General features: G+C 59.7%; 27 protein-coding genes. 20 read left to right on the top strand and 7 right to left on the bottom strand.

The features are described 5' to 3' along the window. Window positions 1–88: 88 nt before the first annotated feature. Window positions 89–832 (top strand): OmpA family protein, encoded by a 744-nt coding sequence (locus ACM6IT_RS26555; protein WP_414914552.1) that lies wholly within the window; start codon window positions 89–91, stop codon window positions 830–832. Between the two features lie 50 nt (window positions 833–882). On the opposite strand, the gene ehuA is transcribed toward ACM6IT_RS26555, so the two are convergent. The 4 genes from ehuA to ehuB form a co-directional block, all read right to left on the bottom strand. After that, window positions 883–1,677 carry an ectoine/hydroxyectoine ABC transporter ATP-binding protein EhuA gene (gene ehuA, locus ACM6IT_RS26550; RefSeq protein WP_414914653.1) on the bottom strand — a complete coding sequence of 265 codons (795 nt, stop codon included), beginning with the start codon at window positions 1,675–1,677 and terminating at the stop codon, window positions 883–885. An 80-nt stretch (window positions 1,678–1,757) separates the two neighbouring features. Continuing rightward, on the bottom strand, window positions 1,758–2,414 hold the full coding sequence (gene ehuD, locus ACM6IT_RS26545; protein ID WP_414914553.1) for an ectoine/hydroxyectoine ABC transporter permease subunit EhuD: 657 nt from the start codon (window positions 2,412–2,414) through the stop codon (window positions 1,758–1,760). Further along, window positions 2,411–3,070 (bottom strand): ectoine/hydroxyectoine ABC transporter permease subunit EhuC, encoded by a 660-nt coding sequence (gene ehuC, locus ACM6IT_RS26540; RefSeq protein WP_414914554.1) that lies wholly within the window; start codon window positions 3,068–3,070, stop codon window positions 2,411–2,413. Before ehuC ends, ehuD begins: the two co-directional genes overlap by 4 nt. Window positions 3,071–3,147: 77 nt before the next feature. Continuing rightward, window positions 3,148–4,002 (bottom strand): ectoine/hydroxyectoine ABC transporter substrate-binding protein EhuB, encoded by an 855-nt coding sequence (gene ehuB / locus ACM6IT_RS26535; protein ID WP_414918997.1) that lies wholly within the window; start codon window positions 4,000–4,002, stop codon window positions 3,148–3,150. A 292-nt stretch (window positions 4,003–4,294) separates the two neighbouring features. Here ehuB and ACM6IT_RS26530 point away from each other — a divergent pair, with 292 nt between their 5' ends. The 8 genes from ACM6IT_RS26530 to ACM6IT_RS26495 all read left to right on the top strand — a co-directional run bounded on the left by ACM6IT_RS26530 (window position 4,295) and on the right by ACM6IT_RS26495 (window position 13,681). Then, complete coding sequence (locus ACM6IT_RS26530) at window positions 4,295–5,689, top strand: PLP-dependent aminotransferase family protein (RefSeq protein WP_414914556.1); 1,395 nt, start codon at window positions 4,295–4,297, stop codon at window positions 5,687–5,689. Window positions 5,690–5,796: 107 nt separating this feature from the next. Further along, the gene (eutB, locus tag ACM6IT_RS26525; protein WP_414914557.1) at window positions 5,797–6,768 is read left to right on the top strand and encodes a hydroxyectoine utilization dehydratase EutB; all 972 of its coding nucleotides are present in this window, start codon (window positions 5,797–5,799) and stop codon (window positions 6,766–6,768) included. 34 nt (window positions 6,769–6,802) lie between these two features. After that, window positions 6,803–7,795, top strand: a complete 993-nt coding sequence (eutC, locus tag ACM6IT_RS26520) for an ectoine utilization protein EutC (RefSeq protein ID WP_414914558.1) — start codon at window positions 6,803–6,805, stop codon at window positions 7,793–7,795. A gap of 42 nt (window positions 7,796–7,837) precedes the next feature. Beyond that, complete coding sequence (doeA, locus tag ACM6IT_RS26515) at window positions 7,838–9,028, top strand: ectoine hydrolase DoeA (RefSeq protein ID WP_414914559.1); 1,191 nt, start codon at window positions 7,838–7,840, stop codon at window positions 9,026–9,028. 3 nt (window positions 9,029–9,031) lie between these two features. Further along, the gene (gene doeB / locus ACM6IT_RS26510; protein ID WP_414918996.1) at window positions 9,032–10,033 is read left to right on the top strand and encodes a N(2)-acetyl-L-2,4-diaminobutanoate deacetylase DoeB; all 1,002 of its coding nucleotides are present in this window, start codon (window positions 9,032–9,034) and stop codon (window positions 10,031–10,033) included. Between the two features lie 70 nt (window positions 10,034–10,103). Next, window positions 10,104–10,583: an Lrp/AsnC family transcriptional regulator gene (locus tag ACM6IT_RS26505; protein WP_095059942.1), complete on the top strand. Its 480-nt coding sequence runs from the start codon at window positions 10,104–10,106 to the stop codon at window positions 10,581–10,583. A gap of 228 nt (window positions 10,584–10,811) precedes the next feature. Continuing rightward, a complete protein-coding gene (locus ACM6IT_RS26500) occupies window positions 10,812–12,284 on the top strand; it encodes an NAD-dependent succinate-semialdehyde dehydrogenase (RefSeq protein WP_414914561.1) in 1,473 nt (490 codons plus the stop codon). A gap of 11 nt (window positions 12,285–12,295) precedes the next feature. Continuing rightward, the gene (locus tag ACM6IT_RS26495) at window positions 12,296–13,681 is read left to right on the top strand and encodes an aspartate aminotransferase family protein (protein ID WP_414914562.1); all 1,386 of its coding nucleotides are present in this window, start codon (window positions 12,296–12,298) and stop codon (window positions 13,679–13,681) included. Window positions 13,682–13,867: 186 nt separating this feature from the next. Here ACM6IT_RS26495 and ACM6IT_RS26490 read toward each other — a convergent pair whose 3' ends face one another. Continuing rightward, window positions 13,868–14,302 carry a YhcB family protein gene (locus tag ACM6IT_RS26490; RefSeq protein ID WP_056726239.1) on the bottom strand — a complete coding sequence of 145 codons (435 nt, stop codon included), beginning with the start codon at window positions 14,300–14,302 and terminating at the stop codon, window positions 13,868–13,870. A 144-nt stretch (window positions 14,303–14,446) separates the two neighbouring features. Between ACM6IT_RS26490 and ACM6IT_RS26485 the strand changes: the two genes are divergently transcribed. From ACM6IT_RS26485 to zapE, 3 genes are all read left to right on the top strand, one after another. Then, a complete protein-coding gene (locus tag ACM6IT_RS26485) occupies window positions 14,447–15,076 on the top strand; it encodes an alpha/beta hydrolase (protein ID WP_414918995.1) in 630 nt (209 codons plus the stop codon). 24 nt (window positions 15,077–15,100) lie between these two features. Then, window positions 15,101–16,456, top strand: coding sequence for a tryptophan--tRNA ligase (locus ACM6IT_RS26480; protein ID WP_056726237.1), 1,356 nt, complete (start codon window positions 15,101–15,103; stop codon window positions 16,454–16,456). Between the two features lie 90 nt (window positions 16,457–16,546). Continuing rightward, window positions 16,547–17,641, top strand: coding sequence for a cell division protein ZapE (gene zapE, locus ACM6IT_RS26475; protein ID WP_414918994.1), 1,095 nt, complete (start codon window positions 16,547–16,549; stop codon window positions 17,639–17,641). 171 nt (window positions 17,642–17,812) lie between these two features. Here zapE and ACM6IT_RS26470 read toward each other — a convergent pair whose 3' ends face one another. After that, entirely contained in the window at window positions 17,813–18,733 is a 921-nt protein-coding gene (locus ACM6IT_RS26470; protein WP_177336483.1) for a GlxA family transcriptional regulator, read from the bottom strand. 221 nt (window positions 18,734–18,954) lie between these two features. Here ACM6IT_RS26470 and ACM6IT_RS26465 point away from each other — a divergent pair, with 221 nt between their 5' ends. Continuing rightward, entirely contained in the window at window positions 18,955–20,091 is a 1,137-nt protein-coding gene (locus tag ACM6IT_RS26465) for an acyl-CoA dehydrogenase family protein (RefSeq protein ID WP_046041911.1), read from the top strand. Between the two features lie 125 nt (window positions 20,092–20,216). On the opposite strand, the gene ACM6IT_RS26460 is transcribed toward ACM6IT_RS26465, so the two are convergent. Further along, complete coding sequence (locus tag ACM6IT_RS26460; protein WP_414918993.1) at window positions 20,217–21,257, bottom strand: NADP(H)-dependent aldo-keto reductase; 1,041 nt, start codon at window positions 21,255–21,257, stop codon at window positions 20,217–20,219. 245 nt (window positions 21,258–21,502) lie between these two features. Here ACM6IT_RS26460 and rplM point away from each other — a divergent pair, with 245 nt between their 5' ends. The 7 genes from rplM to ACM6IT_RS26425 all read left to right on the top strand — a co-directional run bounded on the left by rplM (window position 21,503) and on the right by ACM6IT_RS26425 (window position 26,391). Beyond that, window positions 21,503–21,931, top strand: a complete 429-nt coding sequence (gene rplM / locus ACM6IT_RS26455) for a 50S ribosomal protein L13 (RefSeq protein WP_007917032.1) — start codon at window positions 21,503–21,505, stop codon at window positions 21,929–21,931. A 14-nt stretch (window positions 21,932–21,945) separates the two neighbouring features. Beyond that, entirely contained in the window at window positions 21,946–22,338 is a 393-nt protein-coding gene (gene rpsI / locus ACM6IT_RS26450) for a 30S ribosomal protein S9 (RefSeq protein ID WP_003228056.1), read from the top strand. A gap of 268 nt (window positions 22,339–22,606) precedes the next feature. Next, complete coding sequence (gene petA / locus ACM6IT_RS26445; protein ID WP_046041913.1) at window positions 22,607–23,200, top strand: ubiquinol-cytochrome c reductase iron-sulfur subunit; 594 nt, start codon at window positions 22,607–22,609, stop codon at window positions 23,198–23,200. Then, the gene (locus ACM6IT_RS26440; protein WP_008045954.1) at window positions 23,200–24,411 is read left to right on the top strand and encodes a cytochrome b; all 1,212 of its coding nucleotides are present in this window, start codon (window positions 23,200–23,202) and stop codon (window positions 24,409–24,411) included. The genes petA and ACM6IT_RS26440 overlap by 1 nt, the downstream gene beginning before the upstream one ends. Beyond that, window positions 24,411–25,193 (top strand): cytochrome c1, encoded by a 783-nt coding sequence (locus ACM6IT_RS26435; protein ID WP_056726230.1) that lies wholly within the window; start codon window positions 24,411–24,413, stop codon window positions 25,191–25,193. Before ACM6IT_RS26440 ends, ACM6IT_RS26435 begins: the two co-directional genes overlap by 1 nt. Before the next feature lie 150 nt (window positions 25,194–25,343). After that, window positions 25,344–25,961, top strand: a complete 618-nt coding sequence (locus tag ACM6IT_RS26430; RefSeq protein WP_007972581.1) for a glutathione S-transferase N-terminal domain-containing protein — start codon at window positions 25,344–25,346, stop codon at window positions 25,959–25,961. 16 nt (window positions 25,962–25,977) lie between these two features. Continuing rightward, a complete protein-coding gene (locus ACM6IT_RS26425) occupies window positions 25,978–26,391 on the top strand; it encodes a ClpXP protease specificity-enhancing factor (protein WP_007998247.1) in 414 nt (137 codons plus the stop codon). The last annotated feature ends 33 nt before the right edge of the window (window positions 26,392–26,424 follow it).

Genomic DNA, 26,424 nt, shown 5'->3' with positions numbered 1-26,424 from the left:
TTTTTATTCCAGGAAGTGATCCAACGCCCGCAAAGGCTGATGCCTTGGTCCGTTGCACCACAGAATGCAAAAAAAGTAGGAGCTTTACATGTTCACCACGCGTCGTTTGATTATTCTCGCTACGGCTGTGGCCGTTTTGTCCGGTTGTGCCTCGCCTAACCCATACGGCGGTCAGGGCCAGGCTCAGGGCCAGACGGATAGCGGCTCCGAAGGCATGAGCAAGACTGCGAAATACGGTGGCCTCGGTGCTCTGGCCGGCGCGCTGGCCGGTGCTGCGATCAACCACGATAACCGTGGCAAGGGTGCACTGATCGGTGCTGCGGTGGTTGGTGCTTCCGCCGCCGGCTACGGCTACTACGCCGATCAGCAAGAGAAAAAGCTGCGCGCCAGCATGGCCAACACCGGTGTTGAAGTGCAGCGCCAGGGCGACCAGATCAAGCTGATCATGCCGGGCAACATCACGTTCGCAACCGATTCGGCGAACATTGCTCCAGGCTTCTATCAGCCGCTGAACAATCTGGCGGGCTCACTGAAAGAGTTCAACCAGAACCAGATCGAGATCGTCGGCTATACCGACAGCACTGGCAGCCGCCAGCACAACATGGACCTGTCCCAGCGTCGTGCCCAGAGCGTGGCAACCTACCTGACCTCGCAAGGTGTCAGCGGTGCCAACCTGAGCGCTCGCGGCGCCGGCCCGGATAGTCCGGTTGCGAGCAACGCTGACGTCAATGGCCGTGCACAGAACCGCCGTGTAGAGGTCAACCTCAAGGCGATTCCAGGCCAGCAGTATGGTGGTCAGCAACAGCAGGGTACCGTTCAGCAATACCCATAACACCGCAAAACAAAACTGTGGGAGCGGCGGTGCCGCTCCCACATTGTTTTTTAGTTGGCTTCTTTCACTGCGCTGAGAAACGCGCAGGTCCGTTCCTGCTGTGGATGTTCGAAAATCTGCGCCGGTGTGCCCTGCTCGTGAATCTGACCCTTGTAGAAAAAACACACACGATCGGCGAACTCCCGGGCAAACCCCATCTGGTGCGTGACCATCAGCATGGTCAGGTTGTGTTCGGCGCCGAGCTTGCGGATGACGTTGAGCACTTCGCCGCACAGTTCCGGATCGAGCGCAGAGGTCACTTCGTCAAAGAGCATGACTTTGGGGCGCATGGCCAACGCCCGGGCAATGGCAACCCGTTGTTGCTGCCCACCGGACAGCTGCGAAGGGTAATGCCCCAGCTTGCTGCCCAGACCCACCAGTTCCAAAAGGTCCGCTGCTCGTTCGCGTGCTTCGGCCGGCTTCATGCCCAGCACTTGCACTGGCGCCTCAATGACGTTTTGCAAGGCCGTCATGTGCGGAAACAGGTTGAAGCTCTGGAACACCATGCCGATCTTGCCGCGAACGCGACGGATATGCCTGTCGTTGGCAGGCACCAGCACGCCGTTGCGATTGGGCATGTGCGTCAACAAATCATCCTCGATGCGGATCAGTCCGTCATCAATGCCCTCAAGCGTCATCAACACCCTCAGCAGCGTGGATTTCCCCGAGCCGCTGGGGCCGATGATCGCGACTTTTTCGCCTGGAGTGACATCCAGGTTCAAGTGGTCGAGCACGGTGAAGTTGCCGTAGCTCTTGGTGACGTCCTGAAAGCTGACAATCGGCTTGAGCGGTTTCGATTCAGGCATGGCATGGGTCTCTTGCGGACGCAGCGATGTCAGGTTGCCGCACCGGGAAAGGTCGTTGGAGGTCGAGATGGGAGAAGTCATTAGCGTAGCTCCAGACGCAGTTCAAGGCGCCGTACCAGATAAGCCAAGGCGATGCTCAGGGCGAGGAAAAACAGACCGACCATGGTGATCGGCTCCAGATAACGGAAGTTCTCGGAACCAATGTTCTTGGCTTGCTGCATGATCTCGACCACGGTGATGGCCGACAGCACCGGCGTGTCCTTGAGCATGGCCACCAGGTAGTTGCCCAGTGGCGGCAGGATCGGCCGCAGGGCCTGGGGCAGGATGATGTTGCGGTAGGCGCTGTACGGCGCGATGTTCAGCGCCGTAACGGCCTCCCACTGCGCCCGTGGCACGGCGTCGAGGCCACCGCGGTAAACCTCGGCGATGTAGCAGGCATAATGCACGCCGATGCCGATCACCCCCACCTGCATGGCCGTCATGCTCACGCCGTAATTGGGCAGCACGTAGTAGAGGAAATACACCTGGATCAGCAGCGGCGTGCTGCGAATGAATTCGATCACCCCGGCGGTCGGCCACGATAACCAGAGCAGGCGACTGCGTCGGCCGATGGCCAGAAACAATCCCAGCACAATGGCGATCAGGAAACCGAGCAGGGTAATGCCCACGGTGTTCAGCGATGCCCGGAGCAAATCGGGCAGGATCTGCCAGGCATATGTCCAGTCGAACAGGGTCATGACAGACCTCCACGCATCCGGCCGCGAGCCAAGCGTCGCTCAACGCTGCGCATGCCGAGGTTGATCGCTTGAGCCAGAACGAAGTACATCACCAGCGCCAGGCTGAATATTTCCAGGGTCTGGAAAGTGGCCTGATCCAGTTGCCGGGCCCGGAAGCTGAGGTCCGACAGGGTGATCAGCGAGACCAGCGAAGTATTTTTCAGCAATTCGATCAACAGGTTGGTGCCCGGTGGAATGGCCGCCAGCAACGCCTGGGGCAAAATGATTCGCCGAAAGCGCTTGTAGCCGCTGAAGTTCAATGCAGTCGCCGCTTCGTACTGCCCTTTGGCAACGGAGCTGATCGCACCACGCATCACCTCCGCGCCGTAAGCACCGATGTGCAAGCCGAGGCCGACAATGGCCACGCTGTAGGGGCTCAGTTCGAGATTGAACGGTGGCAGCGGCAAGACGAAAAACAGCCAGAACAATTGCACCAGCAACGACGTGCCGCGGAACACTTCAATGTAGGCGACGGAAAACCAACTCACCGCTCGCCACGGCGACATGCGCCCGAGTGCTGCCAGAATGGCGGCGACGATCGCCAGCAGCGAGCCGAAGAAGGTCACCTGGAGCGTCACCCAGGCGCCTTGTATCAAAAGCGGAAGTAATTCACCCATTGTTCACACCTGCGTGGTTCAACATCCGGAGTCAGCAGGGAAATAGGCATCGCGCCAGGGCGCCATGCCCGTTTCGACTATTGAGCGCAGAGCTCGGCAGCCGTTTTGCTTGTCACGTTGGATTTGTCGAAGCCGAAAGGGGCAACCGTCTTGAGATGTTCTTCGGAGCCCAGCCACTTTTTCAGTTCGGCATTGACGGCGTCACGCAGGTCCTTGTCTTCCGGGCGGAAGGCGAGGGCGCCATAACCGGTGTGCGAAGGGTCATCCTTGAACTCGGTGACCGCTTCGACCTTGTCACCACCTTTGCTGGCCAGGCCTTTCATGGTCAGCTGGGTGCCGACGGCCGCATCGGCACGCCCGGCGCGCACGGCTTGCAACTGCGCGGTGGTGTCCGGTACCTGGAGGATCTGCGCATCCTTCACGCCAGAATCCCGCGCGTATTTCAGGTTGACCGTGCCGGCCATGATCGCCAGTTTCACATCCGGGTTTTTGGCGATGTCTTTATAGCTGTGCAGACTCTTCGGATTGCCTTTGGCGGTCAGGAGTGCGTCGGGCAACTGGTACTGCGGGTCGGTGAAGATGACCTGCTTGCAGCGCTCGGGGGTGATGTACATGCCCGCGGCAATCACGTCGAAACGTCCGGCGCGCAGGCCGGGGATCAACGAGCCCCATTCGGTCAGCACACCGTCGACTTGCTTGATGCCCATTTTTTCGAAGATGACCTTGGCGATTTCCGGTGATTCACCGGTGACCCTGCCGTCGGTTTCAGTGAAGGCGAACGGGGTTTCGTTCGCATAACCGATGCGGATGCTGCTGTTCTTGGTGATGGTTTCCAGCGTTGTGGCGTAGGCGCTGGTGGCCAGGCCGAATATCGCGCAAGCGACGAACAGGTGGCGCAAGACATGGGGAGTGCGGGAAATGGAATTGCTCATCGATAAAATCTCCTGTTTCTTGTGGACCCGTCTTTGACGGCTCTGTGGTAGGAGGCAGTGTGACAAGAGCAAAGCGTACGAGGGCTGGTCCACCTGTTGAGCCGAAGCGTGGGGAGACAGTTCCGGTACAGATCGATTGATTGTTGTTGGTGGCTGGTTCAGCAGCCTGGGCATCGACCTTGTACCGAGCATACAAAAGCACTGCGCAGGATTGCATTGCACTAGGACAATTGCTTTGCATGGATTCTCGCGGGATGCTGTCGGCACTGGCAAACACGTGGGTTCGGCGCCGATGGACAAGTGGAAGGCAGCACTGGAAATCGCCCGCAGCGGCGAGTCGAAATACAAGATCCTGGTCCAGGCGATTGCCGACGATATCGAGCAGGGTGTGCTGGCCAATGATCAGCGGTTGCCACCGCAACGTAATGTCGCCGATGCCATGGGCATCAGTGTGCAAACCGTCACCAATGCCTACAAGGAGCTCGAGCGCCAGGGCCTGGTGCGGTGCGAGGTCGGGCGCGGCAGCTTTGTCTCGCGAAGAATGAGCGATCGGGTAGCCACTTATATTCTCGACAGCCCCGAACGGGCGCTGGTGGATTTTTCCATCACACGGATCATGCACACCCGTGAGCATGACCAGTTCTGGCGCGAAACCTGTCGCGAACTCAGCACCGAAGAGGATCAGCCCTGGATTCATGCGTTTCGCCCGATTGCCGGTTTCGAGTCGCACCGTGAGGCGGCGATGCACTGGATCGCGCGGCAAGGCCTGCGGGTCGAGCGCGACGACATCCTGATCACCAACGGTGCTGCCCACGCCATTTTTCTGGCCTTGGCATCCCTTGCCGGCCCGGATGATGTGGTGCTTTGCGAAGGGTTGACCGACCACGGCGTCATCGGTAATTCCCAGGTGCTCGGGTTTACCCTCAAGGGTCTGGAGATGGACCGGCATGGCATCGACCCCGAGCATTTCGAGGACATGTGCAGCAACGAGCGCATCACCGCGCTGGTCTGTACGCCAAACCTGAACAACCCGACCACCAGCCTGATGCCGGACAGCCGTCGACGGGAAATTGCCGAGATCGCCAGGCGTTTTGGCGTGCACATTATCGAAGACGATGTGTACGGCCCTCTGCTGGACGAGCGCCGGGCGCCGCCGATCAGCCACTATTTGCCGGAATTGTCGTTCTATTGCACCAGCATGACCAAATCGGTGCTCACCGGTTTGCGCGTCGGATATCTGGTGATGCCAAAGCGGCTGGCGTTGCGTACCGAAAGTATTTTGCGGGTCAACAGCTGGATGGCAACGCCCATGGTCGCGGAGATTGCCACGCGCTGGATTCGCGATGGGCGCGCCGACACCCTGGTGGATTTGCAACGCAGACTCTTGTCCGGTCGGCAGGCGATGGTCAGCGAGTACCTGGACGAGTACCTGCTCGGCCAGCATCCCTATGCATTGAATGCCTGGATCGGCATTCCCCCTCATTGGGAAGTCGACAGCCTGGTGCGGGCGCTGCGCCACAAGCACATTGCGGTCACTTCGCCCGACCCGTTTACGGTGCGTGGCACGCCCAGGCCCCGGGCAGTCCGGGTGTGTGTCGGTGCCGAATGCAGCGACGAGGAAATGCGCGATGCGCTGATGGGCATGCGTGAAATCTTCGGTCAGTACCCGCAGATCCATGATTTTTGAGCGGGCGATCGGTGCCAGAAAGTTTGTCGATTAAATTGCCCTAGTACATTCATTGCGACAATCCAGCCCTTTTAGACTGCGCCCAACACCTCACTTGGGACGCGGTCATGTCAGTGCTGCTGCTAAACGATATCTACCTCGCCCGCCAACGTATTCAATCGCTGGTCCGGTGCACGCCCATGGAGCATTCGCCCAGCCTGTCCCGGCAATTGGGCGTACCGGTTTACCTCAAGCTCGAATCCCAGCAAATCACCGGCAGCTTCAAGTTGCGCGGCGCGAGCAATGCCGTGGCACAACTCAATGCCGAGCAAAAGGCGTGTGGCGTCGTCGCCGCGTCGACCGGCAATCATGGGCGGGCGCTGGCCCATGCCGCGTCCCGGCAAGGCGTGAAGGCGACGATTTGCCTGTCGCATCTGGTGCCGGGCAACAAGGTGCAGGCCATTCGCGATCTTGGCGCCGAAGTCCGCATCGTCGGCCAGTCCCAGGATGATGCCCAGCGTGAGGCCGAGCGGATTGCCTATGAACATGGCGCGATGCTGCTGCCGCCGTTCGATCATCCGGCGATCATCGCCGGGCAGGGCACGCTGGGGCTGGAGATCCTTGAACAACTGCCGGATGTCGCCCAAGTGCTGGTGCCGTTGTCCGGCGGCGGTCTGTTTGCCGGCGTGGCGCTGGCACTCAAAAGCGCCAATGCGCAGATCGTCACTCATGGCATCAGCATGCAGCGCGGTGCGGCCATGCATGCCAGCCTGGCCGCCGGACGTCCAGTGGAAGTCGAAGAGCTGCCGACCCTCGCCGATTCCCTCGGCGGCGGCATCGGCCTGGATAACCGTTACACCTTCAACATGACCCGCGACACCTGTGACCACCTGCATCTGCTCAGCGAAGCCTCCATTGCCCATGCCTTGCGCCATGCCTATCGCGAAGAGCGCCTGGTGCTCGAAGGCGCGGCGGCGGTGGGGATTGGCGCTTTGCTTGATGGCTTGATCGAACCGCGTGGACCGATCGTGGTGGTGGTCAGCGGTCGCAATGTCGACGTCGATCAGCATCTGCGTGTGCTGGCTGGTGCGGATGCGTGAACTCAATCAAAAATCAGACTGGAGTGCCGCGTTGATGAGTGAAATCACCCTGTTGAGCGAAGCGGATCTGCGAGCCTGCGTGGCCCTTGATCTGCCGAGTATCGAAGCCATCGAGCAAGCCTTCGTGCTGCTGGCCACCGCCGCCGTGGCCATGCCGCCGATCCTGCGTCTGGACATCCCCGAGCATAATGGCGAAGTGGACGTGAAGACGGCGTATCTGCCCGGATTGGAGCGCTTCGCGATCAAGGTCAGCCCGGGATTTTTCGACAACCCGAAACTGGGCCTGCCAAGCCTCAACGGCATGATGATGCTGCTGTCGGCACGCACCGGTTTGCTCGATGCCTTGCTGCTGGATAACGGCTACCTGACGGCCGTGCGCACGGCCGCGGCCGGTGCGGTGGCCGCGCGAGCATTGTCGCGGGTCGACAGCCGCAGTGTGGCGCTGATCGGCGCCGGCGAGCAGGCGGCGTTGCAACTTCAGGCCTTGCGGCTGGTACGGCCGGTCGACAGCGTACGGGTTTGGGCCCGGGACTATGCCAAGGCCGAAGCCTTCAGTGTCGAGCTGGCGCGTGACAGCGGGCTGGCGGTCAGGCCGTGCGCAAGTATCGACGAGGCCATGGATGGCGTGGACATCGCCATCACCTGCACGCCGAGCCGTGAGCCGTTGATTGACGCGCGGCATTTGCAGCCCGGCCTGCACATCACGGCCATGGGTTCGGATGCCGAGCACAAAAACGAAATTGCCCCCAGTGCGCTGGCACAGGTCCATTGCTACGTGGCGGATCGCTTGAGCCAGACCCGCATCCTCGGCGAATTGCATCACGCCCTTGTAGCTGGCGTCGTCAGCGATGAGACCGACTTCGCAGAGTTGGGGCAGGTGCTGGCCGGGCAGCGTCCCGGTCGCACAGATGAAAAGCAAATCACCCTGTGCGACCTCACCGGCACCGGTGCCCAGGACACGGCCATGGCCAACCTGGCATTCGAGCGCGCGCGTTCGGCAGGCAAGGGGTTTCAGTTCGGCAGTTAACCGGTTTTTTCATCCGCGTGTCATTTATCAGAGGGCAGGTGCATGTCTCAGATAGTCGTCAATCTCCCGTTCGAACGGGGGGAATATGCCCAACGTCTGGCCAAGGTTCGAGCGGCCATGCAGACGCAGGGCATCGAGCTGTTGCTGGTCACCGATCCGTCGAACATGGCCTGGCTGACCGGCTATGACGGTTGGTCGTTTTACGTCCATCAATGCGTGCTGCTGGCGCTCGACGGCGAGCCCGTGTGGTTCGGTCGCGGGCAGGATGCCAACGGCGCCAGGCGCACGGTGTTCATGCAGCAGGAAAATATCGTCGGTTATCCGGACATCTACGTGCAGTCCCGGGAACGTCACCCGATGGATTACCTGTCGCGGGAAGTCATCAGCGCCCGCGGTTGGGACGCGCTGATCATCGGCGTGGAAATGGACAACTATTACTTCAGCGCCGCCGCTTACCTGTCGCTGAAAAACAACCTGCCGAACGCCACTTTGGTGGACGCGGTCGGCCTGGTGAACTGGCAGCGGGCGATCAAGTCGCCCCAGGAAATCGCCTACATGCGCATCGCCGCGCGCATCGTCGAAAAGATGCACGGGCGCATCCTCGAACGGATCGAACCGGGCATGCGCAAGAATGAATTGGTGGCCGAGATCTATAGCAGCGGCATCCTCGGCGCCGACGGTCATGGCGGTGATTACCCGGCCATCGTGCCTCTGTTGCCGACCGGTGCCGATGCCAGCGCGCCGCACCTGACCTGGGACGATACGCCGTTCGAAAAGGGCGCCGGCACCTTCTTTGAAATCGCCGGTTGCTACAAGCGTTACCACTGCCCGTTGTCGCGCACCATTTACCTGGGCAAGCCGCCGCAGCATTTTCTCGACGGTGAAAAAGCCGTGGTCGAAGGCATCGCCGCCGGGCTTGAAGCGGCCAAACCGGGCAACACCACCGGCGACATCGCGGTGGCGTTCTTCAAGGTGCTGGAGAAATTCGGCATCCACAAGGACAGCCGTTGCGGCTACCCGATCGGCATCAGTTATCCACCGGATTGGGGCGAGCGCACCATGAGCCTGCGTCCCGGCGACACCAGCGTGTTGCAACCGGGCATGACCTTCCACTTCATGCCGGGCCTGTGGATGGACGATTGGGGGCTGGAGATCACCGAGAGCATTCTGATCACCGAAACCGGCGTCGAAACCCTGTGCAACGTGCCACGCCAACTGTTCGTGAAGGATTGAACCATGAGCGAATTGCCGGACAACCCGATCAGCGCCACGGTGGATTTCACCCGTGAAGGCGTGCAGCACGGTTTTCTCAAACTGCCGTATTCCCGGGACGACTCGGCCTGGGGGGCGGTGATGATTCCGCTTACGGTGATTCAACGCGGTGAGGGGCCGACCGCGCTGCTCACCGGTGGCAACCATGGCGACGAATACGAAGGGCCGGTAGCGCTGAGCAAACTGGCCCAGGGGCTGAGTGCCGACGAGGTCAGTGGGCGGGTAATCATCGTACCGTTCATGAACACCCCGGCGTTCCATGCCGGACGGCGCACGTCTCCGATCGACAAGGGCAATCTCAATCGCAGTTTTCCCGGCAAACCGGACGGCACGGTGACTGAGAAAATCGCCGATTACTTCACGGGTACCTTGCTGCCATTGGCCGACATCGTGCTGGATATTCACTCCGGCGGTCGCACCCTGGATTTCCTGCCGTTCGCTGCTTGTCATGTGCTGCCGGATAAACAGCAGCAGGCGCAATGCGAGGCCGGGATGCGTGCCTTCAATGCGCCGTACAGCATGCGCATGCTGGAACTCGACGCCGGGGCGATGTACGACACCGCCGCTGAACGCCAGGGCAAAGTCTTCGTCACCACCGAACTGGGCGGCGGTGGCTCTTCCACGGCGCGCAGCGTGGCGATTGCCGAGCGTGGGGTGCGCAATCTGCTGGTGCATGCCGGGATCCTTGACGGTGAGGTGCGGCTCGCACCGTCGATCATGCTCGACATGCCCGACGGCGATTGCTTCATCGCCAGCGAGCACGACGGTCTGCTGGAAATGTGCCGTGATCTGGGGGACAGCGTGGAGCAAGGTGAAGTGATTGCCCGTGTCTACGATGTCACCCGCAGCGGCGTTGCCCCGATGGAATACCGTGCGGCTCGCAGCGGTCTGCTGGCGGCGCGGCATTTTCCGGGACTGGTGCGGTGTGGTGACACTGTGGCAGTGATCGCGGATGTGTTGACCTGACATCAATCCCTGTGGGCGCGAGCAAGTCCGCTCCCACAGGGTCTCCTAAATATTCACGAGATCGTCACCCATGCACAAACTCGATCGCTATGACCTGAAAATCCTGAGAATCCTCGCTGAAGACGGGCGTATCACCAAATCGAGCCTGGCCGAGGCGATCAACCTGTCGGTAACACCTGCGTGGGAGCGGGTGCGCAAACTCGAAAGCCTGGGCTTGATCAAGGGCTACCGGGCACAGATCGACTGGAACGCGGTGTTCAAAAGCCAACAGGTGCTGGTGGAAATCACCTTGGCCCGACACACCGCGCAGGACATGCGGCGTTTCGAACAGCGCATGAACGAGGCTGCCGAAGTGGCTTTCTGTTACGCCACCGGTGGTGGCGTCGATTACATGGCGATGATCCAGGCACCGGACATTGACCATTACCAGCGCTTCATCGACCAGTTGTTGCTCGACGACCTGGGCATCGAACGCTACTTCACCTACATCGTCACCAAGACCATCAAGACCGGCGGCGCCTTGCCCGCTGAAGTGGCGCAGGAGCTTTGAAAACACCGCTATTCCCTGTGGGAGCGAGCCTGCTCGCGATAGCATCCTTGCATTCAACCCTGCACTGACTGATGTCCCACCATCGTGAGCAGTATTCACACGGCAAAAATCCCCGATTTACCCCCGCTCAATCAGAAAAAACCACCTGCCGCACCCCGTTCAAACGCCAAATCCCCGAGGTCTTGCTGCCCTAGCATGGTTCCACGCACACGGATTGGAGTGAACGCCATGACCTACAAACATCCACTGCTGTTCAAGGCACTTTGCTACGTTGATGGCCATTGGGTCCACAGCGACAGCGGTCACAGTATCGCCGTGCATAACCCGGCCGATCAAAAACTCATCGGCCATGTGCCGATGCTCGATCAGCCGCAAATTGTCGCGGCCATCGATGCCGCCCACCGCGCGTTTACCGGCTGGCGCGAACAAAGCCTGGAGGCACGCGGGTTGATTCTGCGACGCTGGGCGGCACTGATTCTTGAGCATCAGGAAGACCTGGCGAGGATTCTCAGCCTGGAGCAGGGCAAGTCCCTGGCCGAGTCCCGCGGTGAAATCGCCTATGCGGCCAGCTTCATTCCCTGGTTCGCCGAGGAGGCGCGGCGCCTTTACGGGCAGAACATTCCCAGCCACATACCCGGTGCGCACCTGGGCACGCTCAAGGAACCGGTGGGTGTCTGTGCGCTGCTGACCCCGTGGAATTTCCCCTCGGCCATGATCACCCGCAAAGCGGCGGCCGCCTTGGCGGCCGGTTGTACCGTGGTGATCAAGCCCGCCCATGAAACACCGTACTCGGCGTTTGCCCTGGCGCAACTGGCGGAGGAAGCGGGTTTCCCGGCCGGCGTGTTCAACGTGGTGCTGGGCGAGCCGCAAATGGCCATGCAAACCCTGGTGCAGGACAGTCGCGTGCGCTCGGTGAGTTTCACCGGCTCGACCCGCGTGGGTAAGTTGGTGCTGCAAGCGGCGGCTGCGGATGTGAAGAAGGTCTCGCTGGAACTGGGTGGCAACGCACCGTTCATTGTCTGCGCCGATGCCGATCTCGGGCTGGCGGTAAAGGTCGCGGTCGCCGCCAAGTTTCAGACCTCCGGCCAGGATTGCTGCGCGGCCAACCGCATCATGGTCGACCGTTCGATCTACCCGGAATTTCTCAAGGGTTTTGCTTCGGCGGTGCGTGAACTGCGGGTCGGCCCGGCAATGCTGGGCGATCGTGAGCAGAACGTCGATATCGGCCCGTTGATGCATCAGGCCGCCTTCGATGTCACCGCCGAGCGTGTGGCCGATGCCTTGCAACAAGGGGCGCAACGACTGGTGGGGGGCGAAGCCCATGCGCTCGGCGGTCTGTTCTATCAGCCGACGGTGCTGGCCGACGTCACGCCGCAAATGCGCATCTACCGCGAAGAGAACTTCGCGCCGATTGCCGGGGTGATGCCGTTCGACAGCCTCGATCATGCCGTCGAAATGGCCAACGACACCGAATACGGTCTGGCCGCCTACATTTGTTCCAATCGCCTGGACCTGATCTACCCGCTGATTCGTCGTCTCGACCACGCGATGGTCGCGGTCAACGGCGTCAAGTTCACCGGCCATCCGATCCCGTTCGGTGGCATGAAGGCCTCGGGGCTGGGCCGTGAAGGCGGCACCGAGGGCTTCGAAGCCTTTGTCGAAACCAAATACTTCTGCCTGCACCATCAAGGCCAGTTCTGAGGAGATCTACCATGAGCCAAGAATTCGATACCCTGTTCGAGCAAGACCGTGCGCATTTCATGCACCCTTCGACCCATGCCCATGACCACGCCAGCGGGGCACTCAAGGGGCGCATCATCAAGGGCGCATCGGGCATCCGCATTCGCGACCACGAAGGCCGCGAATTCATCGACGCCTTCGCTGGCCTGTACTGCGTGAACATCGGCTATGGACGCACCGAAGTCGCCGATGCCATCTATAAGCAGGCCAAGGAACTGGCTTATTACCATACCTACATGGGGCATTCGACCGAAGCGATCATCGAGCTATCGAGCCGCATAATCGACTGGGCGCCGCAAGGCATGAAGAAGGTCTACTACGGCCTCTCAGGCTCCGACGCCAACGAAACCCAGATCAAACTGGTTCGCTACTACAACAACGTACTGGGTCGTCCACAGAAAAAGAAAATCATCTCCCGCGATCGCGGTTATCACGGCTCGGGCATCATGACCGGTAGCCTGACCGGCCTGCCAAGTTTCCATCAACATTTCGACCTGCCGGCCGAAGGCATCAAGCACACTGTGTGCCCCCACTGGTACCGCAAGGCGCCGACCGGCATGGATGAGGCCGCGTTCGTGCGCTACTGCGCCGACGAGTTGGAGAAAATGATCCTCGCCGAAGGCCCCGACACCGTGGCGGCGTTTATTGGCGAGCCGTTGATGGGGACGGGCGGCATCATCGTGCCGCCAGCGGGTTACTGGGCTGCGATTCAAGCCGTGCTGAATAAATACGATGTGTTGCTGATCGCCGACGAAGTGGTCTGCGCTTTTGGTCGCCTCGGCTCGAAGATGGGCAGCCAACGCTACGGCATGCGCCCGGACCTGATTACCACCGCCAAAGGCCTGACCAGTGCCTATGCACCATTGTCGGCAGTGATCGTCGGCGAAAAGGTTTGGGATGTCATCGAAAAGGCCTCCGAATCCCAAGGTGCCATGGGCCATGGCTGGACTTATTCCGGACACCCGATCTGTGCTGCTGCGGCGCTGGCCAACCTCGATATCCTGGAGCGGGAAAACCTCACGGCCAATGCCGAGAAGGTCGGCGGCTATCTCAATCGTCGGCTGCGTGAAACCCTGGAAGGGCATCCACTGGTGGGCGAGGTGCGCGGCGACGGGATGCTCGCAGCGGTTGAGTTCATGGCTGATCGCGAACAACGCACACCGTTCGATGCGGCACTGAAGGTCGGCCCGAAAGTCTCGGCGGCCTGCCTGGAACGCGGCATGATCGCCCGGGCGATGCCCCATGGCGATATTCTCGGCTTTGCCCCGCCGCTGGTACTGACGGAGGCTGAAGCGGAGCTGATTGTTGGTATCACCAAGGATGCGATTGATCAGGTGGCCAGTGAGGTGCTTGGCTAACCCCCGCCATAACGGTCACCTGTAGGAGCTGCCGCAGGCTGCGATCTTTTGATCTTGCTTCTTAGAATCAAAGGATCGCAGCCTCGTTGCACTCGACAGCTCCTACCTGCCTCAATTGAGTCGTCAAAAACAAAAAAGCCCCCGGGCAATCACGTCCGGGGGCTTTTTGTATCGCGCGAAACCTGCTTACTTCTTCAGGCCATAATGCTCATCAAGCATGCCCGGCGAGTTCGGGGCTTTCGGTGCGTAGTCGCGCGGCGGCTCCTGATCGCGCGGTGGCGTCAGGCGCTCACGGGGTGCCTGCGTCGCATCGGCGTGCAGGGAGGCCAGCAGGCGTTGGCGGGTCTGTTCGTCCAGGGCCAGGCGGTTGGCGCCCTCGGCGAGATGGTCCTGCACTTCCTGATAGCTCTGAGTCAGTTTCTTGACCAGTGTCGCGGTGCTGTTGAAGTGGGTCACCACCTCGTTCTGATAACTGTCGAAACGTTCCTGAATATCGTCCAGCTGACGCTGCGTGCGGCTGGGCGCGGCGTTCGGTGCAACGCGAGCGATCAGGAACCCAATGGCGACACCCACAACCAGGGCAAGAGTCGGTAACAACCAAACTAAGAGCGAGTGTTCCACGAGTCCTTCCTCTATAAACGGCTTTGCTTTACGTTAACGGCTCGAACCTGCGCTGTATACCGCGATTCACTCGCAATAGACAGCCACAGACAATTTGCTAGACGAGTCGACCTGATCCGAGGTCACGGAGTTCCTTCCTTGCTTATGCGTGAAACCCCTGTAGTGATTGATGGCCCGGTGGGTCAACTGGAAGCACTGTACCTGGGCAACGAGCAGCCTCGCGGCCTGGCACTGATCTGCCATCCGAACCCGGTGCAGGGCGGCACCATGCTCAACAAAGTGGTCTCGACCCTGCAGCGCACTGCGCGTGATGCCGGTTTGATCACCCTGCGTTTCAACTACCGTGGTGTCGGCGCCAGCGAAGGCACCCACGACATGGGCACCGGCGAAGTCGATGATGCCCAGGCTGTGGCTGATTGGTTCAGGGCCAAACACCCGGAGTTGCCACTGACCCTGTTCGGTTTCTCCTTCGGCGGATTTGTTGCAGCAAGTCTCGGTGGACGTCTGGAAGCGAAGGGCGAACAGCTCAAGCACCTGTTCATGGTCGCGCCGGCGGTCATGCGCCTCGGCGATCAGGATCAGCTGCCGCAACAGGGCGAACTGACCCTGATCCAGCCGGAAACCGACGAAGTGATCGATCCGCAGCTGGTTTACGAATGGTCCGACAAGCTCGAACGCCCCCATGAGCTGCTGAAAGTGGCAGAATGCGGACACTTTTTTCATGGCAAGCTGACCGATCTCAAGGATCTGATCCTGCCGCGTCTCTCGAATTGATTGCAGTCTGACAAGCGATTACCCATGACGACTCGTACCCGTATCCTCACCGGCATCACCACCACCGGCACGCCGCACCTGGGCAACTACGCCGGCGCCATCCGCCCGGCGATCGTCGCCAGCCGTGACAGCAATGCCGATTCGTTCTACTTCCTGGCCGACTACCACGCCCTGATCAAGTGCGATGACCCGCTGCGCATCCAGCGCTCGCGACTGGAAATCGCCGCGACCTGGCTGGCCGGTGGCCTGGATGTGGACCGCGTGACCTTCTATCGCCAGTCCGACATCCCGGAAATCCCCGAACTGACCTGGCTGCTGACCTGCGTTGCCGCCAAGGGCCTGCTCAATCGCGCCCACGCCTACAAGGCTTCGGTGGACAAGAACGTCGAGACCGGTGAAGACCCGGACGCCGGCATCACCATGGGCCTGTACAGCTACCCGGTGCTGATGGCCGCGGACATCCTGATGTTCAACGCGCACAAGGTGCCGGTCGGTCGTGACCAGATCCAGCACGTGGAAATGGCGCGGGACATCGGCCAACGCTTCAACCACCTGTTTGGCCAGGGCAAGGAGTTCTTCACCATGCCCGAGGCGTTGATCGAAGAGAGCGTCGCCACGTTGCCGGGCCTGGATGGCCGCAAGATGTCGAAGAGCTACGACAACACCATCCCGCTGTTCTCCAGCGCCAAAGAGATGAAGGACGCGATTTCGCGGATCGTCACCGACTCCCGCGCGCCGGGCGAAGCCAAGGATCCGGACAATTCGCACCTGTTCACCTTGTTCCAGGCGTTCGCCACTGCGGCGCAGGCCGACGAGTTCCGTAGCGAACTGTTGCAGGGCCTGGGTTGGGGCGAGGCGAAGAATCGTCTGTTCCAGTTGCTCGACAACGAACTGGGCGAATCCCGCGAGCGTTATAACCAGCTGATCGAGCGCCCGGCGGATCTGGAAGACATCCTGCAACACGGCGCGAAAAAAGCCCGTGCGGTGGCGACGCCATTCCTCAACGAACTGCGTGAGGCGGTGGGCCTGCGCTCGTTCGTTGCCCAGACCCAAGTGGCGGCGACCACCAAGAAGAAAGCCGTGAAGGCTGCACGTTTTGTCAGCTTCCGTGAAGACGACGGCAGTTTCCGCTTCCGTCTGCTGGCGGCCGATGGCGAACAACTGCTGCTGTCGCGCAACTTCGCCGACGGTAAAACCGCAGGGCAGGTGACCAAGCAACTGCAGTCGGGCCAGGATCTGGACGTGCGCAGTGAAGACCTGAGCTTCAGCGTCTGGCTGGAAGGCGAGTGCGTTGCCGACAGCCCGGCGTTTGCCGACAGCGCCGCCCGTGACGCTGCCGTCGAGGCTTTGCGCATCGCCCTGACGCCTGTTCAGGAATAAACAACGGTTCGGCCCGACCAAGGGCCGATTGCCATTCCTCGGGGCCGTCGCTACAGTGTCGGCCCGTTTTTGTTGCCTTGCTAACGAATTATGACGCCCCTAGAACGATATCAAGCTGATCTGAAACGCCCGGAATTCTTCCATGACGCCGCACAGGAAACTGCCGTGCGTCATTTGCAGCGCCTGTACGACGACCTGGTCGCGGCCGAGCAAAACAAGCCGGGCCTGCTGGGCAAGTTGTTTGGCAAGAAGGATCAGACCCCGGTCAAGGGCCTGTATTTCTGGGGCGGCGTAGGTCGCGGCAAGACTTACCTGGTGGATACCTTCTTTGAAGCGCTGCCCTTCAAGGAAAAGTCCCGTACGCACTTCCACCGCTTCATGAAGCGCGTGCACGAAGAGATGAAAACCCTGGGTGGCGAGAAAAACCCGCTGACCATCATCGCCAGGCGTTTTGCCACCGAAGCCCGGGTCATCTGCTTCGATGAATTTTTCGTTTCCGACATCACCGACGCCATGATCCTTGGCACCCTGATGGAAGAACTGTTCAAGAACGGCGTGACCCTGGTCGCGACGTCGAACATCGTGCCGGACGGCCTCTACAAGGACGGCCTGCAACGCGCGCGCTTCCTGCCGGCCATTGCGCTGATCAAGCAGAATACCGAGATCGTCAACGTCGACAGCGGCGTCGACTATCGTCTGCGTCACCTCGAACAAGCCGAGCTGTTCCACTATCCGCTCGACGAAGCCGCCAACGAAAGCCTGCGCAAGAGCTTCCGTGCGCTGACACCGGAATGCACGGCGGCGGTCGAAAATGATGTGCTGATGATCGAGAACCGTGAAATTCGTGCCGTGCGCACCTGCGATGACGTGGCCTGGTTCAACTTCCGTGAACTGTGCGATGGCCCGCGCAGCCAGAACGACTACATCGAGTTGGGCAAGATCTTCCACGCCGTGCTGCTCAGCGATGTCGAGCAAATGAGCGTTACCACCGACGACATCGCCCGACGCTTCATCAACATGGTCGACGAGTTCTACGACCGTAACGTGAAGCTGATCATTTCCGCCGAAGTCGAGCTTAAAGACCTGTACACAGGTGGTCGCCTGAACTTCGAGTTCCAGCGTACCTTGAGCCGACTGCTGGAAATGCAATCCCACGAATTCCTGGCCCGGGCGCACAAGCCGTAGGACGATTCGGAAAATAAAAAAGGCCTGCGATTGCAGGCCTTTTTTGTGCTGTAAATCCCTGTAGGCGCGAGCCTGCTCGCGAAGGCGGTGAGTCAGTCACATTAATGCTGGATGTGCCAAAGTCATCGCGAGCAGGCTCGCTCCTACATGGGATTTTTTTAGGCTTGAGGCCTACGCAGCCTGCTGAAACTGCTGCCGATACTGATTCGGCGACAACTCCGTGTGCTGGCGGAACAACCGGGCGAAGAAGCTCGCATCGTCATAGCCGACTTCATAGCTGATGGTCTTGATGCTCTTGCGGCTGCCGGACAGCAAGCCCTTGGCGGTTTCGATGCGCAGGCGCTGCAGGTAATGCAGTGGCTTGTCGCCGGTGGCGGTCTGGAAGCGGCGCATGAAGTTGCGGATGCTCATGCCGTGTTCGCGGGCGACGTCCTCGAAACGGAACTTGTCGGCGAAGTGATCTTCGAGCCAGTGCTGGATCTGCAGGATGATCACGTCCTGGTGCAGCTTCTGCCCGCCGAATCCAATCCGTCCCGGTGAATAACTGCGCTGCACTTCGTAGAGGATGTCCCGGGCCACGGCCTGGGACACGTTGGCGCCGCAGAAGCGCTCGATCAGGTAAATGTACAAATCGCAGGCCGAGGTGGTGCCGCCGGCGCAGTACAGGTTGTCGGCGTCGGTCAGGTGCTTGTCCTGATTGAGCTGGACCTGGGGGAAACGTTCGGCGAAGGCATTGAAGAACCGCCAGTAGGTGGTCGCTTCCTTGCCATTGAGCAACCCGGCTTCGGCCAGCCAGAAAACACCGGTGGCTTCGCCGCACAGTACGGCGCCGCGCGCATGTTGCTGGCGCAGCCAGGGCAGGACTTGCGGGTAACGCTTGCAGAGGCTGTCGAAATCATCCCAGAACGCCGGAAGAACGATGATGTCGGCGTTTTCCAGCCCGCCGTCCACCGGAATCATCACATCACTGAAAGTGTTGACCGGTTTGCCGTCGGGGCTGACCAGACGGGTTTCGAACGCCGGTGTCAGGCCCTGGCCCAGCTGTTTGCCGTAGCGCAGGCTGGCGAGGTGGAAGAAATCCTTGGCTTGCATGAGGGTGGAAGCGAAAACCCGGTCGATGGCCAGGATGCTGACGCGCCGCAGGGGCGTGGAGGCTTGGTTAGACATAATTCAACTTTATTTTTATAGGGGGAAGTGGTCACCAGACGGCTGGATCGTCTTATTTTTTGTCGGATGTGTCCAGTGTCCTGTATCGGAAGCGAGGCTTAGTCTCTGAACGTCAACTCATTCTAAAAACAAAGAAAAGGTGCCGCATGATCCCCAGAACCCTGTTCAGTTCCGAGCACGAGCTTTTCCGCGACAGCGTGCGGACGTTCCTCGAAAAAGAGGCGGTGCCGTTCCATGGGCAATGGGAAAAACAGGGCTATATCGACCGCAAACTGTGGAACAAGGCGGGGGAGGCGGGGATGCTTTGCTCGCACTTGCCGGAAGAGTACGGCGGCCTGGGAGCGGACTTTCTCTACAGTGCGGTGGTGATCGAAGAAGTGGGGCGACTGGGCCTGACCGGCATCGGTTTTTCCCTGCACTCGGACATCGTGGCGCCCTACATCCTGCATTACGGCAGTGAGGCGCTGAAGCATAAATACCTGCCGAAACTGGTGTCCGGCGAGATGGTTACCGCGATCGCCATGACCGAACCGGGCGCCGGTTCCGATCTGCAAGGGGTGAAAACCACGGCCGTGCTCGATGGCGATGAGTACGTGATCAACGGCTCCAAGACCTTTATCACCAATGGCTACCTGGCCGATCTGGTGATCGTCGTCGCCAAGACCGATCCGAAGGCGGGCGCGAAGGGCACCAGTCTGTTTCTGGTGGAAGCCAATACGCCGGGCTTCGACAAGGGAAAGCGCCTGGAAAAAGTCGGGATGAAAGCCCAGGACACCTCGGAGCTGTTCTTCCAGGACGTGCGTGTACCCAAGGAAAACCTGCTGGGCCAGGCCGGGATGGGCTTTGCCTACCTGATGCAGGAATTGCCCCAGGAGCGCCTTACCGTGGCCATTGGCGGGCTGGCTTCAGCCGAAGCGGCGCTGCAATGGACGCTGGACTACACCCGCGAGCGCAAGGCGTTCGGCAAGTCGATCGCGGATTTCCAGAATACCCGGTTCAAGCTGGCGGAGATGGCCACGGAAATCCAGATCGGCCGCGTCTTTGTCGACCGCTGCCTGGAACTGCACCTGCAAGGAAAACTCGACGTGCCGACGGCGGCGATGGCCAAGTACTGGGGCACCGACCTGCAGTGCAAGGTGCTCGACGAGTGTGTGCAGTTGCACGGTGGCTATGGGTTCATGTGGGAGTACCCGATTGCCCGGGCATGGGCGGATGCGCGGGTGCAGCGGATCTATGCCGGCACCAATGAAATCATGAAGGAGATTATTGCTCGGTCGCTTTGAATTTGCAGTGATTGGGCGGACGCTTTCGCGAGCAAGCCCGCTCCCACATTCAATCGAGTTCTCCCAGGGGAATACGGTCGAAAATGTGGGGGCGGGCTTGCTCGCGAATGCTGTTTATCTATCGATCAAGGCGCCGGATTCGGATGATCCCTGTGAATCGCCTCGATACCTTCCAGTACCTCTTCCGACAATTTCAGATCAAAGCTGGCGATGTTGCTCTCCAGTTGCTCCATCGTCGTCGCGCCAATGATGTTGCTGGTCACGAACGGCTGCTGCGTGACGAACGCCAGGGCCATTTGCGCCGGGTCCAGGCCGTGCTCGCGAGCCAGGGCCACGTAACGGCTGCAGGCGGCTTCCGACTGCGGATTGAAATAGCGGCTGAAGCGGCTGTAGAGGCTCAGGCGACCTTTTGGTGGGCGGGCGCCACCTTCGTACTTGCCTGACAGGAAGCCGAACGCCAGCGGTGAATAGGCCAGCAGGCCGCACTGTTCGCGGATGGCGATTTCCGCCAGGCCGACTTCAAAGCTGCGGTTGAGCAGGTTGTACGGGTTCTGGATCGACACCGCTCGCGGCCAGCCTCGGGCTTCGGCCAGGGCCAGGAAGCGCATGGTGCCCCATGGTGTCTCGTTGGACAGGCCGATGTGGCGGATCTTGCCGGCGCGGACCTGCTCGTCCAGCGCTTCGAGGGTATCCTCCAGTGGGGTCAGGTTGGCTTCGATCTTGTGCTTGTAGCCCAGTTGTCCGAAAAAGTTGGTGCTGCGTTCCGGCCAGTGCAGTTGGTACAGGTCGATGTAGTCAGTCTGCAGGCGCTGGAGGCTGGCATCCACCGCTTCGGTGATGTGCTGGCGGTTGTGGCGCAGGTTTTTATCGCGAATGTAGTCGATGGTGTTGCCGGGGCCGGCGATCTTGCTGGCCAGGATCCAGTCGCCGCGGTCGCCGCGGCTTTTGAAGTAGTTGCCGATGTAGCGTTCGGTGGTGGCGTAGGTTTCGGCCTTGGGTGGCACCGGGTACATCTCGGCGGTGTCGATGAAGTTGATCCCGGCACGCTTGGCCCGCTCAATCTGGGCGAAGGCCTCTGCCTCGCTGTTTTGCTCGCCCCAGGTCATGGTTCCGAGGCAGAGGGCACTCACGTTCAGATTGGTTCGGCCTAGCTGGCGATAGTCCATCGGGTGCTCCTTGGGCAAAACAATCATAAAAGCAGGTTGAATTATTTTTCGCAATCTGCATAATTGCGCACCTCTTTCTGCAGTGGAAGTGATGCGCCGCCGCCGAAGAATCTTGCCGTTGAACGGACGCGCCGACCCGAGCCCCCGAAAGCGTCTGTATCCGGCTGCCTTTGACTTGTCAAAGTACGCACTATTCAGTAAGATCCGCCGTCTAATTTACAGGGCGGCCCCTGAGGCTATAAAGAATGAAAACTTTTACTGCTAAACCAGAAACAGTAAAGCGCGACTGGTTTGTCGTCGACGCTGCTGGTCAGACCCTGGGTCGTCTGGCCACCGAAATCGCGAGCCGTCTGCGTGGCAAGCACAAGCCTGAGTACACTCCTCACGTTGACACCGGCGACTACATCGTCGTAATCAACGCTGAGCAGATCCGTGTTACCGGTGCTAAAACCACTGACAAAATGTACTACTCCCACTCCGGTTTCCCGGGCGGCATCAAGTCGATCAACTTTGAAAAGCTGATCGCCAAGGCCCCTGAGCGCGTGATCGAGACCGCGGTTAAAGGCATGCTGCCTAAAAACCCACTGGGTCGCGACATGTACCGTAAGCTGAAAGTCTATGCGGGCGCTGCACACCCACATACTGCTCAGCAGCCCCAAGAACTGAAGTTTTAACGGAATAGTACATTATGTCGGCGACTCAAAATTACGGCACTGGCCGTCGCAAGACCGCAACCGCACGCGTTTTCCTGCGTCCGGGTACTGGTAACATCTCCATCAACAACCGTTCGCTGGATAACTTCTTCGGCCGCGAAACTGCCCGCATGGTAGTTCGTCAGCCGCTGGAGCTGACTGAGACTGTCGAGAAGTTCGACATCTACGTCACCGTGATCGGCGGTGGTGTGAGTGGTCAGGCTGGCGCAATCCGCCACGGCATCACTCGTGCCCTGATGGACTACGACGAGACTCTGCGCAGCGCCCTGCGTAAAGCCGGCTTCGTAACCCGCGATGCTCGTGAAGTTGAACGTAAGAAAGTCGGTCTGCGTAAAGCGCGTAAGCGTCCGCAGTACTCGAAGCGTTAATTCGCTTTCACGTTCAAAAAAGAACGCCCAGTTTCCTCACGGAGCTGGGCGTTTTTTTATGTCTGCGATTTATCAAAGAATTGCGCTGTGACAACTTGCCACATCCGCAGACGCCCTATACTACAAGGCTTGGGGGTGATGGGTTCCGGTAATTACCTTGTCAGAATTGGGGCTTTTCATTACCATTCGGCAAAATTTTTATAAGTACATAGTTTTACTTAGTAGACGCCTGATTTAACAGGCCACAAAGCTGATGGGAGAGGACTGAATGAGCAATGACGGCGTGAATGCAGGCCGGCGTCGCTTCTTGGTAGCAGCCACATCCGTGGTGGGTGCTGCAGGAGCGGTGGGGGCTGCGGTCCCGTTCGTGGGGTCATGGTTTCCCAGTGCCAAGGCGAAAGCCGCAGGTGCACCGGTGAAAGTGAATGTCAGCAAGATCGAGCCAGGCCAGCAGATGATTGCTGAGTGGCGCGGCCAGCCGGTGTTCATCGTCCGCCGTACACAGGAAATCCTGGGGAATCTGAAGAAGATCGAGGGCCAGCTCGCTGACCCGACCTCCAAGAACTCGACACAACCGACTTACGTTGATCCGGAAACCCGTTCGATCAAACCCGAGGTCCTGCTGCTGATCGGTATCTGCACGCACCTGGGTTGCTCGCCGACCTTCCGTCCCGAAGTGGCACCTGCGGATCTGGGTAAAGACTGGGTAGGCGGCTATTTCTGCCCTTGCCACGGCTCCCACTACGATCTGGCTGGTCGCGTCTACAAGTCGCAGCCTGCGCCTTTGAACCTGCCAGTTCCCCCGCATTCCTATGAGACCGATGAAATTATTATCATTGGCGTCGATACGGAGAAAGCGTGATGAGCAAGTTCATGGATTGGGTTGATGCGCGCTTTCCCGCCACCAAAATGTGGGAAGACCATCTCAGCAAGTATTACGCACCGAAGAACTTCAACTTCTTCTACTTCTTTGGCTCCCTGGCGCTGCTCGTTCTGGTCAACCAGATCGTCACCGGTGTCTGGCTGACCATGAGCTACAACCCGTCGGCGGAAGAGGCGTTCGCCTCCGTCGAATACATCATGCGTGACGTCGAGTACGGCTCGATCCTGCGTCTGTTGCACTCCACCGGCGCTTCGGCGTTCTTCATCGTGGTCTATCTGCACATGTTCCGTGGCCTGCTCTACGGTTCGTACCAGAAGCCTCGTGAGCTGGTGTGGGTCTTCGGCATGCTGATCTACCTGGCGCTGATGGCCGAAGCCTTCATGGGCTACCTGCTGCCATGGGGCCAGATGTCCTACTGGGGTGCCCAGGTGATCATCTCGCTGTTCGGTGCGATCCCGGTCATCGGCAACGACCTGACCCAGTGGATTCGTGGTGACTACCTGATTTCCGGTATTACCCTGAACCGCTTCTTCGCCCTTCACGTGGTTGCCCTGCCAATCGTTATCCTGGGTCTGGTGGTGCTGCACATCCTGGCGTTGCACGAAGTCGGTTCGAACAACCCGGACGGCGTCGACATCAAGAAGCACAAGGACGAAAACGGCATCCCGCTGGACGGCATTGCCTTCCACCCGTACTACACCGTGAAAGATATCGTCGGTGTGGTGGTGTTCCTGTTCATCTTCTGCTCGATCGTGTTTTTCTTCCCGGAAATGGGCGGCTACTTCCTCGAGAAGCCGAACTTTGAAGTGGCGAACGCCTTCAAGACCCCTGAGCACATCGCTCCGGTCTGGTACTTCACCCCGTTCTACGCCATCTTGCGTGCGATTCCGGACAAGCTCCTGGGTGTGATCGCCATGGGTGCGGCCATCGCTGTGCTGTTCGTCCTGCCATGGCTGGACCGTAGCCCGGTCAAGTCGATGCGCTACAAGGGCTGGCTGAGCAAGATCTGGCTCTGGGTGTTCTGCATCTCGTTCGTGATCCTGGGCGTGCTGGGCGTATTGGCCCCAACCCCTGAGCGCACGCTGTTGTCGCAGGTATGCACCTTCCTGTACTTCGCCTACTTCATTCTGATGCCGTTCTACACCAGGCTCGAGAAGACCAAACCGGTTCCGGAAAGGGTGACTGGCTGATGAAAAAACTATTTGCTGTATTGATGCTTGCTGCGCTGCCAGTGTTTGCTTTCGCGGCTGAGCACGGTGGCCCCGAGCTGGAAAAGGTCGATATCGACGTTTCCGATAAAGCGGCCATGCAGGACGGCGCGCGTACGTTCGCCAACTACTGCATGGGTTGCCACAGTGCCAAGTTCCAACGCTATGAGCGTGTTGCCGACGACCTGGGCATTCCCCACGAGTTGATGCTCGAGAAGCTGGTGTTCACTGGCGCCAAGATCGGCGACCACATGAGTATCGGCATGCAGCCGGCGGACGCCAAGGCCTGGTTTGGCGCAGCGCCGCCGGACCTGACCCTGGTTGCCCGTGTTCGCGGCACCGACTGGCTCTACGGTTACCTGAGGTCGTTCTACGAAGACCCTGCGCGTCCATGGGGCGTGAACAACAAGGTCTTCCCGAACGTGGGCATGCCTAACGTCCTGGCCGGCCTGCAAGGTCGCCAGGTGGTTGGCTGCAAACAGGTTCAGATCGTCGAGGGCGGCAAGAAGCAATATGATCCTCTGACCGGTACGGCGCTGACTCATGAAGCGTGCGATCAGTTGACCATCGTGCCGAAAAGCGGTGCCCTGACTGCAGAGCAGTTCGATGAGAAGGTCAAGAATCTGGTAACCTTCCTGGCTTACTCGGCTAACCCGGTTAAGCTGCAACATCAGCGCATCGGTACATACGTATTGTTGTACCTGGCGTTCTTCTTCGTCTTCGCTTACCTGCTCAAGCGCGAATACTGGAAAGACGTGCACTGATAAAGCTTCAAGCTATTGCTGTTAATCGCGCGCGCCCAAGGGCGCCTCTGAAGATGTAGCGAAACTGGTGATCCAGTCGTTACGGGAGGCGCCCTCTGGGCGCGCTCGTTTTTGAGCTTTCGATAATTTCTACAAGCGAGGAGGATCGCCATGGGCGTGACCAATCGGTTGGCCTGTTACTCCGACCCCGCCGACCACTATTCCCACCGAGTGCGCATCGTACTGGCAGAGAAGGGTGTCAGCGCCGAGATCATTTACGTGGAGGCTGGTCGCCAGCCGCCTAAACTGATTGAGGTGAACCCTTATGGCAGTCTGCCCACACTGGTCGATCGTGACCTGGCGTTGTGGGAGTCGACTGTGGTGATGGAATACCTGGATGAGCGTTACCCGCATCCGCCGCTACTGCCGGTTTATCCCGTGGCGCGTGCCAACAGTCGCCTGCTGATACACCGCATTCAGCGCGACTGGTGTGGTCTGGTGGACCTGATTCTGGATTCGCGGACCAAGGAAGCGGCCCGTGCCGTGGCTCGAAAAGAGTTGCGCGAAAGCCTGACGGGTGTGTCGCCACTGTTTGCCGACAAACCGTTTTTCCTCAGTGAGGAACAAAGTCTGGTGGATTGCTGCCTATTGCCAATACTCTGGCGATTGCCGATTCTGGGTATAGAACTGCCGCGGCCGGCCAAGCCGCTGCTTGATTATATGGAGCGCCAGTTTGCGCGTGAGGCTTTCCAGGCGAGTCTGTCTGGTGTCGAACGCGACATGCGCTAAGGCTTAAGGAGCCGTTATGAACTCCAGTCGACCTTATCTGGTCCGTGCGCTCTATGAGTGGATTGTGGACAACGATTGCACCCCGCACATGCTGGTCAATTCCGAGTACCCGTCGGTGCAGGTGCCTCAGGGGTTTGCCAGTGACGGACAGATCGTCCTGAACGTATCGCCACAAGCCGTGCGTCATTTGCACATGGATAACGAAGCGGTCAGTTTCGAAGGGCGCTTTGGTGGCGTACCGCACACCTTGTACGTGCCGATTGCTTCGATCCTGGGCATCTACGCCCGGGAGAATGGCCAGGGGATGGTGTTCGATCTGGAGTCGCCCATGGGCGAGGACGACGAGATCGAACCGGATGACGATCTACCGCCACCCGACAGTGAGCCGCCGCGTCCAAGCGGTCGCCCCAGTCTGAAAGTGGTGAAGTAATAAAAAAGGCGATCCAGATGGATCGCCTTTTTT

The organism is Pseudomonas sp. IT-P4 (genome assembly GCF_949767755.1).
GTDB lineage: Bacteria > Pseudomonadota > Gammaproteobacteria > Pseudomonadales > Pseudomonadaceae > Aquipseudomonas > Aquipseudomonas monachiensis.
This window is presented reverse-complemented; position numbering and strand designations above follow the sequence as displayed.

Coding starts and splice junctions, on each gene's coding strand:
- ACM6IT_RS26555 (WP_414914552.1), top strand. CDS start 89: ATGTTCACCACGCGTCGTTTGATTATTCTCGCTACGGCTGTGGCCGTT.
- ehuA (WP_414914653.1), bottom strand. CDS start 1,677: ATGCCTGAATCGAAACCGCTCAAGCCGATTGTCAGCTTTCAGGACGTC.
- ehuD (WP_414914553.1), bottom strand. CDS start 2,414: ATGACCCTGTTCGACTGGACATATGCCTGGCAGATCCTGCCCGATTTG.
- ehuC (WP_414914554.1), bottom strand. CDS start 3,070: ATGGGTGAATTACTTCCGCTTTTGATACAAGGCGCCTGGGTGACGCTC.
- ehuB (WP_414918997.1), bottom strand. CDS start 4,002: ATGAGCAATTCCATTTCCCGCACTCCCCATGTCTTGCGCCACCTGTTC.
- ACM6IT_RS26530 (WP_414914556.1), top strand. CDS start 4,295: ATGGACAAGTGGAAGGCAGCACTGGAAATCGCCCGCAGCGGCGAGTCG.
- eutB (WP_414914557.1), top strand. CDS start 5,797: ATGTCAGTGCTGCTGCTAAACGATATCTACCTCGCCCGCCAACGTATT.
- eutC (WP_414914558.1), top strand. CDS start 6,803: ATGAGTGAAATCACCCTGTTGAGCGAAGCGGATCTGCGAGCCTGCGTG.
- doeA (WP_414914559.1), top strand. CDS start 7,838: ATGTCTCAGATAGTCGTCAATCTCCCGTTCGAACGGGGGGAATATGCC.
- doeB (WP_414918996.1), top strand. CDS start 9,032: ATGAGCGAATTGCCGGACAACCCGATCAGCGCCACGGTGGATTTCACC.
- ACM6IT_RS26505 (WP_095059942.1), top strand. CDS start 10,104: ATGCACAAACTCGATCGCTATGACCTGAAAATCCTGAGAATCCTCGCT.
- ACM6IT_RS26500 (WP_414914561.1), top strand. CDS start 10,812: ATGACCTACAAACATCCACTGCTGTTCAAGGCACTTTGCTACGTTGAT.
- ACM6IT_RS26495 (WP_414914562.1), top strand. CDS start 12,296: ATGAGCCAAGAATTCGATACCCTGTTCGAGCAAGACCGTGCGCATTTC.
- ACM6IT_RS26485 (WP_414918995.1), top strand. CDS start 14,447: ATGCGTGAAACCCCTGTAGTGATTGATGGCCCGGTGGGTCAACTGGAA.
- ACM6IT_RS26480 (WP_056726237.1), top strand. CDS start 15,101: ATGACGACTCGTACCCGTATCCTCACCGGCATCACCACCACCGGCACG.
- zapE (WP_414918994.1), top strand. CDS start 16,547: ATGACGCCCCTAGAACGATATCAAGCTGATCTGAAACGCCCGGAATTC.
- ACM6IT_RS26470 (WP_177336483.1), bottom strand. CDS start 18,733: ATGCAAGCCAAGGATTTCTTCCACCTCGCCAGCCTGCGCTACGGCAAA.
- ACM6IT_RS26465 (WP_046041911.1), top strand. CDS start 18,955: ATGATCCCCAGAACCCTGTTCAGTTCCGAGCACGAGCTTTTCCGCGAC.
- ACM6IT_RS26460 (WP_414918993.1), bottom strand. CDS start 21,257: ATGGACTATCGCCAGCTAGGCCGAACCAATCTGAACGTGAGTGCCCTC.
- rplM (WP_007917032.1), top strand. CDS start 21,503: ATGAAAACTTTTACTGCTAAACCAGAAACAGTAAAGCGCGACTGGTTT.
- rpsI (WP_003228056.1), top strand. CDS start 21,946: ATGTCGGCGACTCAAAATTACGGCACTGGCCGTCGCAAGACCGCAACC.
- petA (WP_046041913.1), top strand. CDS start 22,607: ATGAGCAATGACGGCGTGAATGCAGGCCGGCGTCGCTTCTTGGTAGCA.
- ACM6IT_RS26440 (WP_008045954.1), top strand. CDS start 23,200: ATGAGCAAGTTCATGGATTGGGTTGATGCGCGCTTTCCCGCCACCAAA.
- ACM6IT_RS26435 (WP_056726230.1), top strand. CDS start 24,411: ATGAAAAAACTATTTGCTGTATTGATGCTTGCTGCGCTGCCAGTGTTT.
- ACM6IT_RS26430 (WP_007972581.1), top strand. CDS start 25,344: ATGGGCGTGACCAATCGGTTGGCCTGTTACTCCGACCCCGCCGACCAC.
- ACM6IT_RS26425 (WP_007998247.1), top strand. CDS start 25,978: ATGAACTCCAGTCGACCTTATCTGGTCCGTGCGCTCTATGAGTGGATT.